Source organism: Solidesulfovibrio sp. DCME (genome assembly GCF_049995385.1).
Classification (GTDB): Bacteria; Desulfobacterota; Desulfovibrionia; order Desulfovibrionales; family Desulfovibrionaceae; genus Solidesulfovibrio.
Window position 1 is genome coordinate 3,587,619 of the sequence record NZ_CP188261.1, and the last position, 17,337, is coordinate 3,604,955.

The window sequence follows — 17,337 nt, forward strand, 5'->3', positions numbered from 1 at the left end:
GCGTCATGGTGGTCGGCGTCCTGACCCTGGAATTTCGCCTGCACGGCAACGATTCCCTCAAGGGCAAGCGCCGCGTGGCCCAGAGCCTCAAGATGAAGCTGCGCAACAAATTCAACGTGGCCGTGGCCGAAACGGCCATGCAGGAGTCCTGGGACACCCTGGTCCTGACCGCCGTCACCGTGTCCGGCGACGCCACCCATGCCCGGGGCCTGCTGCAAAAGGCGCTGAACATGGTCGTGGCCGCGGCCGAGGCCGAACTGGCCGACGACGACATCGCCATCCTTTCCCTGTGAGGCATCGATACCCTTCATGAAGCGCACCCCCTCGCGCCGCGAAAGCCGCCTGGCCGACCAGATCGCCCGGGAAATGGCCATCGCCCTGTCCGAAGACGTCAAGGACCCCCGCCTGGAACTCGTGACCATAAGCGGCGTGGCCCTCAATGCCGACCTGTCCATCGCCCGGGTCTACTACACCCTAAGCGGCGACGAGGCCCGCCTGGCCGCGGCGGCCAAGGGCCTGGAACAGGCCAAGGGCTTCCTGCGCAGCCTGCTCGGCCAGCGTTTGCGCATGAAATTCGTGCCCGAGCTGCGCTTCGCCCGCGACACCTACCTGGAGGACATGGTCTATGCCCACCCCGAGGCATGAGGTCGCCCGGCGCATCCGCGCCGGCCGCGCCTTCGTGGTGGCCGCCCACGCCTCCCCGGACGGCGACGCCCTGGGGGCCACGGCAGCCATGGGCTTCATCCTGGAAGCCCTGGGCAAGACCTTTTCCCTGGTCAACGACTCCCCGGTGCCGCCCCAGTACGGCTGGCTGGAACTGCCGGCCCCCCTGCTCGAAACGCCCCCGGACGACGGCTACGACCTGGCCATCGTGCTGGACTGCGGCGACGCCCCGCGCCTGGGCAACCTGCAGGGCGTGCTCGACCCCGCCCGCATGGCCGTCATCGACCATCACCTGGGCAACCCCGGTTTCGGCGCCGTCAACTGGGTCGACCCCACGCGCTGCGCCACGGGCGAGATGGTGGCCCTGCTGGCCAAGGACCTGGGCCTGGCCTTGACCGGCCCCATCGCCCCGGCCCTGTACACGGCCATGGCCACGGACACCGGTTTCTTCAGCTTCGGCGGCACCACGGCCGAAAGCCTGGAACTGGCGGCCGAACTCGTCCGGGGCGGCCTGGATGTCGGCGCCACCGGGGCGCTTATCAAAAACCAGTGGACCATGAACCGCTTGCGGCTGTGGTCCGAGGTGCTGGGGCAGATTCGGCTGCGCCATGATGGACAGGTGGGCGTTATCAGGGTATCGCAAGCGATGCTTCGCCGTACCGGCACCGGCCCCGAGGACTGCGAGGGGCTGATCAACAACGCCCTGCGCCTGCGCGGCGTGGCCGCGGCCATCCTGGCCCGGGAACTGCCCGAGGGCGGCGTGAAATTTTCCCTGCGCTCCGTGGGCGCCGTCGACATCCAGCGTGTGGCGGCGGCGTTCGGCGGCGGCGGGCACAAGAACGCCGCCGGCGGCAGCCTGGAAATGTCCCTGGAGGCTGCCGAGGAAGCGTTGGTGACCGGTGTGGCCGGGGCCGTGGAGGCCGCCCGTGCCGCCTAGGTCCGCCCTGCCGCAACTCCATGGCGTGCTGGTCCTGGACAAGCCCTCGGGGCCGACCTCCACGGCCTGCCTCACGGCCATCAAGCGGCTGGGGCAAAAAAAGATCGGCCATGCCGGGACCCTCGACCCCCTGGCCGCCGGCGTGCTGGTGGTGCTTTTAGGCGAAGCCACCAAGATCGCGCCCTATGTCATGGAAGGCGAGAAGACCTACCTGGGCGCGTTGCGCCTGGGGCTGACCACGGACACCTATGACATCCAAGGGACCGTGACGGCCGAGGCGCCCTGGGACCATGTCGGCCCGGCCGCCCTCACCGAGGCCGTGGCCGCCTGGGCGCGGGAAACGAGGCAGGAGGTGCCGCCCTATTCGGCGGCCAAGCACCAGGGACGGCCCCTGTACGAACTGGCCCGCAAGGGCCTGGCCGCCCCGGTGAAGAGCAAGGAAATTTCCGTCTCTGACGCGCGGGTCGAACATGTCGACCTGCCGTCGGCGACGTTCCGGGTACGGGTATCGGCCGGCGTGTACATACGCTCCCTGGTCCACAGCCTGGGGAAGCGCCTTGATTGCGGCGCCGTCATGACCGCCCTGACCCGGGAGGCAAGCCGTCCCTTCGATCTGCGGCAGGCACACGGCCTGGAGGACATCCTGGCCGCGCCGGCGAGCCTGGCCGAGCGGGTCATCCCGCTGGAGAAGGCCCTGCCCCACTGGCGGACCGTGCCCCTTGGCCACGAGGCCGCCGTCCTGGTGCGCCAGGGCGTGCGCCTGCGGGCCGGGCACGAGGCCACCGCCGGGGAGAATGCCCTGCTTTGCGACGAGGACTCCCGGCCCCTGGCCTTGGCCCGGGCCGAGGAAGCGGACGGTGGGCTCAGGTGGGCCATCCTGCGCGGTCTTTTTGGCGACCCGCAACCGGCCCGGCGCGGCGGACACACCGTCCCCGAGCGAACACGCACCCCCAACACTGGAGGATAACGCTGTGGTTATGACCGCCGAAGACAAGGCTGGCGTCATCACGGAACACAAGAAGCACGACGGCGACACCGGTTCCCCCGAGGTCCAGGTCGCGCTGCTCACGTCCCGCATCAGCTACCTGACCAGCCACTTCAAGGCCCACCCCAAGGATTACCATTCCCGCACGGGCCTGTTGAAGATGGTCGGCCAGCGCCGTAAACTTTTAAACTACCTGAAGAAAAAGGACGTCCAGCGCTACCGCGACCTGATCGCGAAGCTGGGCCTGCGCAAGTAACGCCCCACGGGGGACCGCCCGCGGGCGGTCCCCCGTCTTCCCGCGCATGCATTATGCGCGCCCGCCCTCGGGACGACCGTCCCGGCGGCCGTCGCGCCTGCTGCATGGCGGGAAGACTGGCCGAACGCCGCCGTATCCCTACCCTAAAGCGAGGTGCCCATGACAATGACATTCGACCCCATCCGACTCGAAACCACCATCGGCGGCAAAACCGTCATCCTCGAAACCGGCCGCCTGGCCAACCAGGCCGACGGCGCCGTCTGGGTCCAGTCCGGCGGCACGGTGGTCCTGGTCACGGCCTGCACGCAAGCCCTGCCCGAGGAAAAAGGCTTTTTCCCCCTTACCGTCGACTACCAGGAAATGTCCTACGCCGCCGGGCGCATCCCCGGCTCCTACTTCCGCCGCGAGATCGGCCGCCCCTCGGAACGCGAGGTGCTGGTGTGCCGGCTTATCGACCGCCCCTGCCGGCCGCTTTTCCCCAAGGGCTTCCGCGACGAGGTGCAGATCATCGCCACGGTGCTGTCCGCCGACGGCCTGGTCGAGCCCGACGTGCTGGCCCTGACCGCCGCCTCGACCGCCCTGCACATCTCGAAGATTCCCTTCGAGGGCCCCATCGCCGGCGGCCGGGTGGGCTACGTGGACGGCCAGTTCGTCTTCAACCCCACCGTGCCCATGATCAAGGGCGAAAGCACGCTCAACCTGACCTTCGCCGCCTCGCGCGACGCCGTGGTCATGGTCGAGGGCGGTGGTCAGTTCGTGTCCGAGGACATGCTGGCCGACGCCCTGGAATGGGGCCACAAGACCGTGCTGCCGCTGCTCGACCTCCAGGAGGAGATGCGCGCGAAGGCCGGCAAGCCGAAGATCGCCTTCGTGCCGCCCGCGCCCATCGAGGAGCTGGAAACGCTGGTCCGCGAGAAGGCCGAGGCCGGCCTGACCGCCGCCTTCGCCATCAAGGACAAGATGCCGCGCCGCGAGGCCCGCAAGGCCGTCAAGAAGGCCGTCCTCGAGGCCGTGGTCGAGGCCTTCCCCGAGGAAGCCACCTACAAGGCGAAAGCCGGCGACATCCTCGAGGGCATGGAGAAAAAGCTCCTGCGCAAGCTCATCAAGGAGTCCGGCATCCGCCTCGACGGCCGCGACACCAAGACCGTGCGCCCCATCGGCATCGAGGTGGGCGTGCTGCCGCGCACCCACGGCTCGACCATCTTCGCCCGGGGCGAGACCAAGTCCCTGTGCGTGGCCACGCTCGGGTCCACCGGCGACGAGCAGAAAATCGAGACGCTCAACGGCGAGACCTACAAGCGCTTCATGCTCCACTACAACTTCCCGCCCTACTGCGTGGGCGAGGTCAAGCCCATGCGCGGCCCGTCGCGCCGGGAAATCGGCCACGGCGCCCTGGCCGAGCGCTCCATCCTCCCGGTCCTGCCCGGGCCCGAGGAATTCCCCTTCACCATGCGCGTGGTCTCCCAGGTCATGGAGTCCAACGGCTCCTCGTCCATGGCTTCGGTGTGCGGCGCGTCGCTGGCGCTCATGGACGCCGGCGTGCCGGTCAAGGAGGCCGTGGCCGGCATCGCCATGGGGCTGATCAAGGAAGGCGACGACTTCCTGGTTCTGACCGACATCCTCGGCGACGAGGACGCCATGGGCGACATGGACTTCAAGGTGGCCGGCACGGCGCACGGCGTCACCGGCATCCAGATGGACATCAAGATCACGGGCATTCCGCAGGCCGTCATGCGCCAGGCGCTGAACCAGGCCAAGGACGCCCGGCTGCACATCCTCGGCCGCATGGCCGAGACGCTGGCCGAGCCGCGGCCCGAGCTGTCGCCGCTGGCCCCGCAACTGGCCGTGGTCAACATCAATCCGGAAAAGATCCGCGAAGTGATCGGCCCCGGCGGCAAGAACATCAAGGCCATCACGGCTGATACCGGCGCCTCCATCGACATCGAGGATTCGGGCAAGATCTCCATCTTCGCCCCCACCCTCGAATCCCTGGAAAAGGCCAAGGCCCGGGTGCTGTATTACGACCAGCATGCCGAGGTCGGGGCCAACTACAAGGGCAGGGTCATCAAGATCATCGACTGCGGCGTCATCGTCGAGATCCTGCCCGGCCTCGAGGGACTCGTCCACGTGTCCCAGCTCGACGTCGAACGCGTGGCCAGTCCCGCCGACGTGGTCAAGATGGGCCAGGAGCTCGAGGTCAAGGTGCTCGAACAGGAGCCCACGGGCCGCATCCGCCTCTCGCGCAAGGCCGTTATGAACGAGGAGCGCGGCATTCCCTACGACCCGGCCGACTACGCCAAGACGGGCGGCCCGCGCCGGCCCGGCGGCGACCGCGACCGGGGCGACCGCCGGGGCGGCTACGACCGCGACCGTGGCGGCCGCGGCGGACGGGACGGCGGCGGACGCGGCGGACGCGACTAACCGCGACGAGCCGCCTTGCCGGCCGCACGGCCCAAGGACGCTTAAAGGGGAGCCCCGTCGGGGTTCCCCTTTTTTTTCGGGTGGCGGCGGGCGCGGCTACGGTTCGAGCCGCAAGGCGATGGGGGCGTCCGCCGTGACACTGAATACCCCGTCCGGGGCCTGGATGAGGGCGGCGGCCAGGCGCTTGGGCTCGAGGCCGTTTCCCAGCACCGTTTCGCCATGCTGCGTCACGGTCTCGCCGGGGCGGATGGAGCGGTCCAGGCGGGTCAGCGGGACAGTGGTCCTGTGGCCCGTCGCGTCGTAGACCTCGGCCACCAGGAACACCGCCCCGCGATGGGAATAGTCGCCAAGCCCGTTGAGGGCGCTGTGGCCGAGGTTTCGGATGGCGGCGTCCAGGCGCAGGGTCCGGCTGCCCTGGGCGAAGGAGGCTTCGGCCCGGATGGCCACGCGCCGGTCGGCCGGCGACAAGGGGCGCAAATGCCGCCCCTGGGGCCGGGAGAGCTGCTTGGGATCGGGCGGGCAGTAGGACCGGCCGAGAAAGGCCGAATCGGCGTAGAGCCCGTGCCAGTCCGTGCCCGGCGCATACAGGGCCACAGCCACGTTGCGCCAGGCATCCAGGCTTTCGCAGGTCCCCTGGTCGTAAAAAAGGCCCAGTTCCGGCGGCAGCCAGCTGGAATAGCCGTTGTAGGTGGCCTTGCCCAGGCGCTGGGCCGCCAGCATGGCATCGAGGTGCACGGCCCAGTACTCCGGCTCGCCCGAGGGCGCGGCCGGCTGGACGTAGAACACCCGGGCCGGCCCGGGCACGCTGCGGGCCAAAACCTCCACCCGCTCCCTGGCCGGCCGCCAGGCGTGGCTCGGATAGGCCTCGGGCCGCACATACTGGTCCGCCGCGACCACCGCCAGGGCCGCCACGAGAAAGGCGCCGGCCCAGCCCGGCCGCAGCCGCCGGGCGACCCTGTCCAGCAGCAGCGCCAGCCCCAGGCCGGCGCACGGCACGGCCAGCACGGCCACCCGCGTGGTGACCCGTAGCGACGATACGCCCGGCAGCCAGCCCAAGGCGCCCCGCGGCCCCCAGACATCCAGGAAAGCCACCACCACCAGCACGGCGGCCAGGGCCAACAGCCCGGCCAGGACCGCAGCCTTGTCACGCCGGCGCCCAGCCAGGCACCACAACCCGAACCCCAGGCCCACCAGCGGCACGAGCCCCGGGAAAAGCCGCTCTTCCGGGTTGGCGGCCACCAGCCCCTCCAGCCAGCCCCAGGCGACACTGCCGTGGGGCGGCGCCCACAACCCGGCCAGGCTCGGCGCCAGCGCCCCGGCCTGCTGTTCGCTCCAGGCGCCCGTTTCCAGGCTGGCCCGGTAATGGGGCCAATAGAGCGTGGCCACGAGCAGCACGCAGCAGCCCCAAAAGGCGAGCCCGGCCGGTTGCGGCTTAAGGGCCCGGCCAATCGCTTCCAAGCGCACCAGGCCAACGGCCAGGGCCAAGAGGGTGGCGACGGCAGCCAGGAGCAGGAAAAAGACGCAATAATAAAAGGAAGTCAGCGCAAGCAGCGTGGCCGCACCGGCCAGGGCGTGCGCCCTGGCCGGCGACGGGGCGGCCAGAAAGCGCCACAGGGCCAGCAGGCCCAAAAGGACCGGGTACAGTTGCAGGCAGTGGACCCGGCCGGCCTGGGCGGCGACGAAAAGCCCGAAGGCCACGGGGTAGGCGGCCACGGCCGCAACCCCCAACCCCACGCCGCAGCCGCGCAAAAAAACCACGGCCAGGGCGAAGTTGAGCAGGAACAGCGCGATAACCAACCCGACCATGGCCTGCTCGGGCGTCGGGGCCAGGGCGCGCAGCACGGCATAGACGGGCAAGGCCCCGGCCAGGCTGTCCGACAGGGCGATGACCCCGGACATGGGATAATAAAACGGCGCGTTCCAAAATCCCGGCTCCCGGCCGGTCAGCCACAGCCAGCCGTGCTCCAGGACATACCCCGGAAAACGGCCGTCCACGAGATCGCCGGGCAACCGGGAACCATCGAGGCCGAGCAAGGGAACGAGGCTTGTCCAAAGGCCGAGTGCGCAGGCGCAGGCGACCAGGACCCCAACGGACGCGTGACGCCAAAGGGCTTGGGTATCGTTTCGCATGGTGACAACCTGCAAGGCATGTCGTCGCCACCGGCGATTGCGTTTCATGCCGCGCCGGCCCAGCACAAAAAACACGGTCAGACTGCCGAGCCCTCGACCGGGGAAACCGGGAAGGTCGCCACGGCGCGCCGTCGCGCCAGAGCATGAAAAACCGGCCCGGGAGTCGCCTCCGGGGCCGGTCATGGCACGGGTAGAAAGGCCGGCCTACCAGGCGGGCTGGCTGACGGGCACGATGTAGGTCTGGGTGTAGTTGTCCACGCGCAGGGTCACGCGCAGGGAATGGATGCCGACATTGGTCGGGAAGTAGAGGTAGCCGGGCACCAGCGCTCCGGGGGCGATGGGAGAGGGCCGCCAGGCGAACGTGCTCAGCTCCTGGTAGAGCGAGGCGCGGTACTGGTCCATGCTGGGCTTCTGGGACAGGGCCGCGCCGCCCAGGGCGCCCACGCCCGCGCCGATAAGCGCCCCCGGCCCGGCGCCCCAGCCGTAGTTGAAGCCCGAGCCGATAAGCGCCCCCAGGCCCGCGCCCACGGCCGCGCCGGTCAGCCCGCCGACCACGGCCGCCTCGGCGCTTTTCTTGTAGGCCGTGGAGGCGAAGACCACCTCGGCCGCCTGGTCCACGGGATACGGCGGGTATTCGGCGCCATTGACCCCGATGCCCCAGCATTCCTGGGCATAGATGACCGGATAGCGGTTCGAGTGGTTGTTGAAAAGCAACAGGACCGGGAACAGCCCGGTGTCGTAATAGTTGAGGCCCTGCCCCTGCCAGACGTAGCGCGTGGCCCCGATGTCCCATTCGGCCGTATGCACGGCCCCGGGCAGGGAGGAGGGGTTGACCACCGGGCCCATTTGCGGCTGGGGCGGGGTGTACACGGCGCAGCCGGAGACGAGGACGGCGAGGGCGAGCATGGCGGCCAGGCCACCGCGCGCGATCAGGCGGGGAATATGTCTCATATGACCTCTTTTGGTTCGAGCGGCCGGGAAAGGCCCTCGTGACCGGATATTAACGGCAGAAGCGGATGGAGTCCATGATCTGGCGCAGGCTGGCCCGGGCGGCCTCGAAATCCTTGTTTTCGCTGGCAGCCATGAAGTTGAAGTAGAAATTCTGGCCATCGTAGGCCTGCCAGATGATGCGCTGATAATCGTTTTTCTGGGGCGCCTCGGTGATCTCCCAGCCGATGACGCCGCATTTGCCCTTGGCGTCGCCGTCGTCACGGCGCCGGGCCTCCTGGTACTTCTTGATGGTCACCATCTCCTTGGCCTGCTTCAGCGACGCCTCCACCGAAGACTTGCGCGGGAAGCTCGGCACCATCTGCTCGATGTGGAACTGGAACGACCAGCTCGAGCCGGGCTTCATGAACAGCACGGATTCGCTCGCCGGATCGCCGTTTTCGAGCTTCCAGCCGGCCGGCACGGTAAAGGAGAAATTGCGGGCCGGGTTCTGGTACGTCGTATCGCGGGCCAGCGCCCCGGCCGAGGCCCCCGGGGAAACGCCCGGGGCGGCCGGCGCGGCGCCCTTCCTGGCGCCGGTCACGGCGTCCACGCCTTGCTGCAAAAGCCCCCACTGGGCCTGGGCGGCGCTGGGAACACACAGCGCCAAGGTCACGAGGACGGCGACGAAGCCGTTTCGCATGGGTCGTCTCCTTGGCTGGCGGTTGGTTGTCATGTGTCAACGCACGATCACACCGGCATAGCCCACCACCTGGTCCATGTCGCCGCTGACCTCGCCCGAGGTGGCGTAGGCGGCGAGCACGGCCTCGCGGGCGCCCAGGGCCTTGGCGATGATCAGCCCCAGGGCCATGGGCAGCACGCCGCACATGGTGATGCCCTCCTCCCGCACCACCCGCACAAGCCCTTCGGGGTCCAGGGCCAGGATGCGGGAAAGGGCCAGGGCGTCCCGGCGCTTGGCCGCCTCGTGGGGCACGTAGTGGCTCATGTCCGAACTGACCACGATGCCCACCGCCTCGGCCCGGCGGCCGAGCACGGCCGCGACGGCCGCCCCGACCCGGGCCAGCACCCGGGGATCGGGCTCGGCCACGGCCACGGGCACGACCCGCACGGCCGGGTTTTTCACCCACAAAAAGGGCAGCACCACTTCCAGGGAATGCTCGGCCAGATGGGCGGCCGTGTCGGGGACAAGGCCCGGGTCGGCCCGGCACAGTTCGCCGGCCAGCTCCGTAGCCACCGGCACCTCGCCCCCCGGGATCCGCCAGCTCCCCTGCCCCCACACGGCCAGCCGGGCGCCGCGCCCGGTGTGGTTGGGGCCAAGCAGCAGCAGCGTGTCCGGCAGCCCGGCCGCGCCGAGGGTCCGGCCGGCCACCGCCCCGGAATAGACATAGCCGGCATGGGGCACCATGGCCAGTTTCGCCGGCCCGGCCAGGTTGGGGTCGGCTGCGGCCAGGAAGGCGGCCACCTCGCGGCGCAGGGAGGCAGCGGCGGCCGGATAGAAACGGCCAGCCACGACCGGGCCGCGTACCCAGTCGGTTTCGGGGGAAACAACCTGTCTGTTCATGGCGCCTCCTCGCCCGCCCCGGGGTCGGGACGCGGGACGATACCCTTCCTGTAGCCCCGGCGAGGGCTGTTGACAAGAAGCGCGCCAGGCGGCCGGCGGCCTCGTGCGACGGGGCACGGCACGGCAGGCCATCCGGTCCGCCAGGCTGCGCCGCGGCCGCAAGGCCGGCGGCCTACTGCGACTTGGTGAGGGCGTTTAAGCGCCGTTCCAGGCCGCTGGCGGCCAGGTCGGAAGCGGCCATGCGGCCGTAAAGGGAATCCGGGGCGGCGTCGCGCATGGCCACCAGCACCTGGCGCCAGGCGTCGGTATCGCCCATGGCCCGCAGGATGGCGGCCTCGCGCAGGCGGTTGGAAGCCCAGTCGTCGTCGCCCTGCTTGCACAGCGCCCCGTAGTCCCGGGCCCATTTGAGGGCCTTGGGGTACTGGCCTTGGCCGCGCGTGGACTCGACCAGGATGTTGAGGGCGGCCTTGCGCTTGTCCTGGTCCTGGCCCGTCTCCTTGAACATGAAGGCGGCCTCGCCGGCGTAGAGTTCGGCCTTGGCCAGGTCCTTCTTGGCCATGGCCTCGCGGGCCATGAAATACATGGCGTAGCAGCGCTTGGCCGACTCCAGGGACTGGTCCCCGGCCAGCTTGCGCCAGATGGTCAGGGCCCGGTCCGATTCGCCCAGGTTCTCCAGGGCCTGGGCCACGGCGAATTCCAGCCCCCGCCGCTGGGTCGGGCCGAACTTCCACTGCTGGACCCGCCGGGCCAGGTCCACCACGTCGCGCCAGGAATGCTCGTCCTCGTAGACGGACATGACCATGGCCAGGGCCATCATGCCGTTGTCGTTCTCGCGCGGGCCGATAAACGGCAGGGCCTCGGCCACGGCGTCGCGGCTGCGGCCCGTGCGCAGGTAGGCCAGGGCCAAGCCCAGACGGGTCTGGTCGGAAAGCATGCCCCGGTTGGCGGCCAGGATCGGGTTGTCGCGGTAGGCGGCCACGAGCCGTTCGTAGTCCTTGTGGGCGATGAGGTCGCCGGCCATTTTCTCGAAGGCGGTGATGGCCACTTCCTCGGCCTTGGGGGCCAGCTCGTTTTTGGGGTAGCGTTCCAGGAAGCGGGCCGCCGCCTTGAGGCTGTCCGGGTAGTTCTGGCGGTAGAGCAGCCACATGGCGAGCTTGATCTGGGCGAGCGTGGCCAGGGGGCTGTTGGGGTGGTCGCGGATGATGCCTTCGTAGATATCCTCGGGGCTGCCGTGGGCGGGCTTGTCAAACAGCGAGAACATCTCGTTTATGGTCGGTTGGTCGTGGACGCCCTGCTCGGCCAGGCGCATCTTGGAGATCAATCCACCCTCGCCGTTGGGATACTCCTTGATGGCCATGTTGTAGAAATCCACGGCCGCCGGCCGGTTGCCGAGCTTGGCGTAGATGTCGCCCAGCCGCGCCAGGACCAGGTCGGCGTCCTTGACCTTGGGCGTCATGTTGTAAAACATCATGTAGTCGTCACGGGCCTTCTTGAAATCGCCGTTCTTGTAGGCGATATCGCCCTCGATGCGCAGGATCTGGGGGAATTCCACGTAATAGCGCGGCCAGCGCTTGCCGACGTAGTCGGCGATCTGGGCGGCCTCCTTGTATTTGCCCAGCCGCACCAGCGTCTTGGCCAGGCCCATCGCCCCCTCGCGCACGTAGCGGCTTTCCGGGAACTTCTCGATGACCGTCCGGTATTCGTCGGCCGCCTTGTTGAAGTCGCCCCGGTCGAAATAATATTCGCCCCAGTTGAAGTTGATAAGCGGGATGTTGGCGTCGGTGGGGTATTTCTTGGTCAGGACGTTGAAATAGCCCCGGGCCTCGGGCAGGTTGCCGACGCGCAGGTTGAGCATGCCGAGCTGCAACAGGGCCTCGGGCACCCGGTAGGAATCGGTGTTGGCGTTTACGGCCTCGAGCAGCGCCCCCTGGATGGCGTCGTAGTGCGGGGCCGGGTCCTCGCGGTACTTCTCGGCCATCGTGCCGGCCAGGGCATGGAGCGTTTCCTCGCGCAAATCCTTGCTTATATCCCGCTTCTTTTTCAGGTCGGACATCATGGTGATGGCCGCGTCGTAGTTGCCGGCCAGCTTCTCGGCCTGGGCAGCCACCAGCGTGTTGGCGTCGTGGTCCTCCTCCTTGGGCGGGGGGATGGCCTCCTCGGGCTTTTTCTCCCCGGCCGGGGCGGGGGCCTCGGCCTTGGCCGCTGCGGCCACGGGCTGGGGCGCGGCCGGTTCCTTGGCCGGCGGCGGCGGGGCCACGGCCCCGCGCGTCTCGCCGGCGGCGGCCACGGCCGGCGGGATTGGCGGCAATTTGACGCGGTATTCCCCGGCCCCGCTGCCGCCCTCGAGGGCCTTGGCGGTCGTGCCGGCCACGGATTCGGCCTTGGTGCCGACCGGGGCCTGGTTGTCCAGGCCAATCGGCCGCAGGGTCGGCGACTTGTCCGGGGCGACGCGCATGGCCGTGGCCCGCATGGAATAGGGCACGGCGTAGAAGGGCTCCTTGGGCGCCTCCTTGGCCGCGGTGGCAGGTACCGTAGCGGCCGGAGCGGCGGCCGTGCCCGGCGGCTGGCCGAGGCTGGCCGGCAGGGGGGGCAGTTCCAGGGGGCCGGGCTTGTTGTTGGGCGGCGTGACGGGCAGGGTCAGGGCCGAGCCGCCGACGGGAGGCTTTTCCCGGGGCGGCGACATGGTGTCCTGGCCCGCCGGGGCGGCCGGCGGGCTCCAGTTGGCCCCGGCCGGGTCGCGGTAGACTTGCAGCTTGAGTTCCTTTTCCCCCTGGGGCCAGCCGACGAAACCGAAGGCGTCGGTTTTCAGGCGCACGGCCAAGGTGTCGCCGCTTAAGCGCAGGCCTTCGATGAACGGCGAGGCGCTGAAATCCACGTTGTCGGGCTTGTCCTCGCCGGCCAGCGTGCCCGGCGGAAAGGTCAGGCTGATCTCGGCCGGGCCGGTGCGGGCAATGAGCGGATAGGCCCCGGGCTTGGCGAACTGGAGGATGAGCGAATCCGTGTCCGGCCGGCTGACCGTGGACACGGACAGGGCGTAGGCCCCGGTTACCGGGGCGAGGACGGCCAGCACCGCCGCGAGAAGGCGCCACGGAAGGGCGCGAAGGGAGCTGCTCACGCCGCTTGCCTTGCAAGGACCATGCAACATCTTCCCCGGCTCCCGCCCCGTTCGCCGGCCGCCGCCCGGCCGCTCATTCCCCGGCCAGATTGCGTTTCTTGAGCTTCTCGATGAGCGTGGTGCGCTTGATGCCGAGCAGTTCGGCGGCCTGGTTCTTCACGCCGCCGGCCTTGTCCAGGGCTTCGAGCAGGAGCTTTTCCTCCAGCGTATCCAGGAACTCCTTGAGCCCCATGCCCTTTTCGGCCATGTCCGCCAGGACCGGCCAGCGAAAGCCGACCGGGGCGGCCGCGACGGGCGGCGGTGGCGCGATGCCGGCGTTGTCGAGGATCTTGCGCGGCAGGTCGGCCACGGCCACCAGGTCGTGCTCGCACAGAATCGACAGGCGCTCCATGAAGTTTTCCAGCTCGCGCACGTTGCCCGGCCAGGGATAGGCCAGGATCAGGCCGCGGGCCTCGGTGGTGAAGGTCAGGGGCTCGCGGTTTTTCTGGCGGCAAAACCGGCGCAGGAAATGGTCGGCCAAAAGCAGGATGTCCTCGCCGCGCTCGCGCAGGGGGGGCAGGTGCAGGGGAATGACATTTAAGCGGTAATAGAGGTCCTCGCGGAACCGGCCGGCCCGGACCTCCTCCTCGAGGTCGCGGTTGGTGGCGGCCACGATGCGCACGTCGGCCTTGAGGGTCTTGTCGCCGCCGACCCGCTCGAATTCCTTTTCCTGGAGCGCCCGCAGGATTTTCACCTGCAGGCTCAGGTCCATCTCGCCGATCTCGTCGAGAAAGATGGTGCCGCCCTCGGCCAGCTCGAAACGGCCCTGGCGGGTGCGCACGGCCGAGGTGAAGGCGCCCTTCTCGTGGCCGAACAGTTCCGATTCGAGGAGTTCGCGGGGAATGGCCCCGCAGTTGACGGGCACGAAGGGCTTGCCGGCCCGGCGGCTGTTGGCGTGCAGGGCCCGCACGAGCAGTTCCTTGCCCGTGCCGGATTCGCCGGTGACCAGCACCGTGCTGTCGGTGGGCGCGACCTTGGCCAATACCCGCAGCACTTCGCAAAGGCACGGGCTCTGGCCCACCATGCCGGAAAGGTTCAGTTCCATCTGGCCTCCGGAAAAAGGCCGCGCTCCAGGCGGCACCCAAAGCCCTATCGCTTCGGTCCGGGGCTGTCAATTTACTGACGGAAATTTCGCCCCGCGTCCGGCGGCGCGAGGCCGTGCCGGGGCTAGACGCGCATGTCCAGGAGTGTCCCGGCCATGTCGTCGGCGGTGCGCAGGACGGCCACATTGGCCTCGAAGGCGCGCGAGGCCTCGACCATGTTGACGCTTTGGCGCAGGAGGTCGACGTTGCTCATTTCGACGAGGCTGGCCGTGGGCTCGTACAGGCCGGCCTCGTTCTGGGCGCTGACCACGGTGGGGTTGAGCCCCCCGGCGGCGTCGTCGCGCACGATGTCGGCGATGCGCACGCCCTGGCCCTCCGGCCCGTCGGCGAGCCTGGCCTCCCGGGACTTGTAGCCGTCGGTCGCGGCATTGGCCACGTTATTGGCCGTCACGGCCATGGACGTGGACTGGGCATTGAGGGCCGACTGAGCGGAGGAAATGGCATCGGTCATGGCCTACCCTCCCTGGCAAGACCATTTACGGGCTTGTGCGACAATAATGCAGGAACGGGCCAGGGGCAAGGGCGCGGCCCCGCAGTTGAAAGGGCGCCGGAGGCGTGCTAGGGCCGGGCATGCGCCTTTTCGCCCTGCTTGCGGCCGTCTGCCTGCTGCTTGCCGGCTGCAACGAGCAGCCGCTTTCACGCTACTACGACACGCGCTATCTGTTCAGCTTCGTCCCGCCGCGCGGCTGGACGGTTGCGGCCGAACGCACGCCCTCGTGCCTGACGTCGGTGACGGCGAAAAAAGGCGACTGCGCCTTTTACGTCTGCGTCGGCGAGCGGCCCGAGGACTTTCTGCCCACGTCCTCGGATTTCGCCAACGTGGAGCTGGTCAAGGATTACGTTGCCCGCGAGCTCAAGGGCTACAACGTAAGCTGCCGCCCGTCCCTGCTCCAGGGGCGCCGGGCCTACGACGCCATCTATCTGCGCAACGTGGCCGACGCGGCCGGCGCGGTACGTTTGCAGCTCGTGCGCCAGACCTTCCTGGCCCGGGGCAAGCTGCTCTATACGCTCACGTCCTACGTGTTCGGCCGTTCGGAAGAGGAGCTCAAGGCGGCGGCCACGCCCTGCGACGACGACATCCTGCGCTCGGAAGGAACTTTTTTCCTGCACCAGCCGCCCAAGTGAGGCGAAACGGCCGGGCCGGTGCGTCGCCGCCACAGCGGCAACCCGCCTTGAGGGCGCGACACTAGGCGTCGGGCCGCGTCCGGTCCGCCTCGCGGCCGCCCTTCAGGTTGGCTTCCAGCACTTCGGCCAGCTGTTCGATGGTGTGGGGCTTGGAAAGGTAGTCGTTCATGCCCAGGCGCAGGAAGCGTTCCCGGTCCTTGCCGCTGGCAAAGGCCGTCAGCGCCACGATGGGGATGGCCTTGCGCAGGCCCGGCACCTCGCCGTTGCGGATGTGCTGGGTGCATTCGATGCCGTCCATGACCGGCATCTGGATGTCCATGAGGATGAGGTCGGCCCGCTCCCGGGCCAGGACCGCCAGCGCCTCCTGGCCGTTGACCGCCTCCATGGTCTGGTAGCCGAGCTTGGACAGGGTGCGCACCGTGGTCAGGCGGTTGATGCGCTCGTCCTCGACCAGCAGCACCGTATGGTCCGCCGGGGAGAAGACCGCGTCCTCGCTGGTGTAGACCACGGCCTGATCGTGGCATTCGTAGTCCGGCAGGGCGAAGGGGATGGTAAAATAAAAGGTGCTGCCCAGCCCCGGCGCGCTTTTGACCCAGATCAGCCCACCGAGCATCTCCACCAGGTGCCGGGCGATGGACAGCCCCACCCCGGCGCCGCTGACGCACTTGGTCAGGTAATGCTCGGCCAGTTCGAAATCCTCGAAGATGCGGCCCTGCAACTCCTTGGCGATGCCGATGCCGGTATCGCGGACCATGAACAGCACGGTGCGGTAATTGGGCGCGATCTCCATGCGGCTGGTCCGCACCAGCTTGACCCGGATTTCGATGGCCCCGGACCTGGTGCATTTGAGGGCATTGTCCAGCAGGTTGGACAGGATCTGGCGCAGCCGGAACACGTCGCCCACGAGCCGCTGCGGCACGCGGGGATCGACGCGCACGGAAAAGCCGATGTTTTTCACCTTGGCCCGCACCGAATAGCCCCGGGCCAGGGAGGCCACCATCTCCCCCACGTCGCAGGCCGAGAGCACCGGCTCGATGGCGGCCGCGTCGATGTCGGCCAACTCCAGGATGTTGTTGACGATGGCCAAGAGCCGCTTGCCCGAATCCTCGACGATCTCCCACAATTCCCGCTGATCGTCCTTTCCGTCGCCTTGCAGGGCCAGTTGGGTCGCGCCGATGATGCCGTTTAAGGGCGTGCGCAGCTCGTGGGTGACGTTGCCCAAGAACTGGGACTTGGCCTGGCTGGCCGAAAAAGCCAGTTCCCTTTCCCGGCGCAACTGGCTTTCCGTCTCCTTGAGCGCCGTGATGTCCCGGGAATAGCTGGCCATGAGGATCGTGCGGCCCTCGGGGTCGGCGATGGGGCACAGGCTGACCAGGTAGGTCTGCTCGGCGTGGCGTTCCTCGTAGGCGATGACCTTGCCGGCAACGGCCGCCTCCCTGATCCGGTCGCGGCGCACCTCGGCCACGCCGGCCGGCAGATGCTTGTACAGGCTGGACCCGACGAGGCTGTCCACGGTCTTGCCGCGCCGCCTGGCCGCTTCCTCGTTGAGGATGAGGATGAAGCCGTCGAGGTCGGACAGGATGATGGAGTCGTGGGGGGCGTCGAGGAGCGCCTTGAAGATGGCCTGATTTTCGGTCAGCAGGTGCTGGGCCATGACCAGCCGGGTCACGTCCTCGCGGATGACGATGCCGCCCGCGACCCGGCCGTCTTCCATGACCGGAATGCCGCGCAGGTTCTGGTAGGCGGATTGGCCGCCGCTGCATTCGTCGGTGTAAAAGGCTTCCAGGTGGACCGTGTGGCCGGCCAGGATGGAGCGCACGTCTTCGGCGATGCCGGCCGAGACGATGCCGGGCAGATCCTGCAGTTTTCTGCCGATGAAAAAGTCGCGGTCACGCTTGCCCCGGGCGAAATTGGCCAGGTGCCAGTCGTTGACGAACGTGATGACGCCCGCGGCGTCGATGAGCATGACGGACACCGGGGCGACCTGGAGGATCTGCTCGCAATTCTGGTTGAGCATTCCAAAGTCGGGCATGGGACATCCATACTCGGGCCAT

General features: G+C 68.7%; 15 protein-coding genes. 7 read left to right on the top strand and 8 right to left on the bottom strand.

Annotation, left to right across the window (positions count from 1 at the left end; genetic code table 11):
- Positions 1-5: 5 nt before the first annotated feature.
- The 6 genes from ACP59X_RS15890 (at position 6) to pnp (ending at position 5,262) form a co-directional block, all read left to right on the top strand.
- The gene (locus ACP59X_RS15890; protein WP_428560144.1) at positions 6-293 is read left to right on the top strand and encodes a DUF503 domain-containing protein; all 288 of its coding nucleotides are present in this window, start codon (positions 6-8) and stop codon (positions 291-293) included.
- A gap of 16 nt (positions 294-309) precedes the next feature.
- Positions 310-645: a 30S ribosome-binding factor RbfA gene (gene rbfA, locus ACP59X_RS15895; RefSeq protein WP_428560147.1), complete on the top strand. Its 336-nt coding sequence runs from the start codon at positions 310-312 to the stop codon at positions 643-645.
- Complete coding sequence (locus tag ACP59X_RS15900) at positions 626-1,600, top strand: DHH family phosphoesterase (RefSeq protein ID WP_428560149.1); 975 nt, start codon at positions 626-628, stop codon at positions 1,598-1,600. The genes rbfA and ACP59X_RS15900 overlap by 20 nt, the downstream gene beginning before the upstream one ends.
- Positions 1,590-2,567, top strand: a complete 978-nt coding sequence (gene truB / locus ACP59X_RS15905; protein WP_428560152.1) for a tRNA pseudouridine(55) synthase TruB — start codon at positions 1,590-1,592, stop codon at positions 2,565-2,567. The genes ACP59X_RS15900 and truB overlap by 11 nt, the downstream gene beginning before the upstream one ends.
- 4 nt (positions 2,568-2,571) lie before the next feature.
- A complete protein-coding gene (gene rpsO, locus ACP59X_RS15910) occupies positions 2,572-2,841 on the top strand; it encodes a 30S ribosomal protein S15 (protein ID WP_428560155.1) in 270 nt (89 codons plus the stop codon).
- Positions 2,842-3,000: 159 nt separating this feature from the next.
- Positions 3,001-5,262, top strand: coding sequence for a polyribonucleotide nucleotidyltransferase (pnp, locus tag ACP59X_RS15915; RefSeq protein WP_428560157.1), 2,262 nt, complete (start codon positions 3,001-3,003; stop codon positions 5,260-5,262).
- Positions 5,263-5,358: 96 nt separating this feature from the next.
- Here pnp and ACP59X_RS15920 read toward each other — a convergent pair whose 3' ends face one another.
- The 7 genes from ACP59X_RS15920 to ACP59X_RS15950 form a co-directional block, all read right to left on the bottom strand.
- Positions 5,359-7,296 (bottom strand): hypothetical protein, encoded by a 1,938-nt coding sequence (locus tag ACP59X_RS15920; protein WP_428560159.1) that lies wholly within the window; start codon positions 7,294-7,296, stop codon positions 5,359-5,361.
- A gap of 300 nt (positions 7,297-7,596) precedes the next feature.
- On the bottom strand, positions 7,597-8,343 hold the full coding sequence (locus ACP59X_RS15925; RefSeq protein ID WP_428560161.1) for a hypothetical protein: 747 nt from the start codon (positions 8,341-8,343) through the stop codon (positions 7,597-7,599).
- Positions 8,344-8,392: 49 nt separating this feature from the next.
- Positions 8,393-9,022, bottom strand: a complete 630-nt coding sequence (locus ACP59X_RS15930; RefSeq protein ID WP_428560163.1) for a hypothetical protein — start codon at positions 9,020-9,022, stop codon at positions 8,393-8,395.
- Between the two features lie 36 nt (positions 9,023-9,058).
- A complete protein-coding gene (amrB, locus tag ACP59X_RS15935) occupies positions 9,059-9,901 on the bottom strand; it encodes an AmmeMemoRadiSam system protein B (protein ID WP_428560165.1) in 843 nt (280 codons plus the stop codon).
- Positions 9,902-10,073: 172 nt separating this feature from the next.
- Positions 10,074-13,016 carry a tetratricopeptide repeat protein gene (locus tag ACP59X_RS15940; protein WP_428560168.1) on the bottom strand — a complete coding sequence of 981 codons (2,943 nt, stop codon included), beginning with the start codon at positions 13,014-13,016 and terminating at the stop codon, positions 10,074-10,076.
- 73 nt (positions 13,017-13,089) lie between these two features.
- A complete protein-coding gene (locus ACP59X_RS15945) occupies positions 13,090-14,100 on the bottom strand; it encodes a sigma-54 interaction domain-containing protein (RefSeq protein ID WP_428560170.1) in 1,011 nt (336 codons plus the stop codon).
- Between the two features lie 122 nt (positions 14,101-14,222).
- Positions 14,223-14,609, bottom strand: coding sequence for a flagellar basal body rod protein FlgC (locus ACP59X_RS15950; RefSeq protein WP_428560172.1), 387 nt, complete (start codon positions 14,607-14,609; stop codon positions 14,223-14,225).
- 119 nt (positions 14,610-14,728) lie between these two features.
- Here ACP59X_RS15950 and ACP59X_RS15955 point away from each other — a divergent pair, with 119 nt between their 5' ends.
- Positions 14,729-15,283, top strand: a complete 555-nt coding sequence (locus ACP59X_RS15955; RefSeq protein WP_428560174.1) for a hypothetical protein — start codon at positions 14,729-14,731, stop codon at positions 15,281-15,283.
- A gap of 61 nt (positions 15,284-15,344) precedes the next feature.
- On the opposite strand, the gene ACP59X_RS15960 is transcribed toward ACP59X_RS15955, so the two are convergent.
- Positions 15,345-17,315 (bottom strand): PAS domain-containing sensor histidine kinase, encoded by a 1,971-nt coding sequence (locus tag ACP59X_RS15960; protein ID WP_428560176.1) that lies wholly within the window; start codon positions 17,313-17,315, stop codon positions 15,345-15,347.
- Positions 17,316-17,337: the final 22 nt, after the last annotated feature.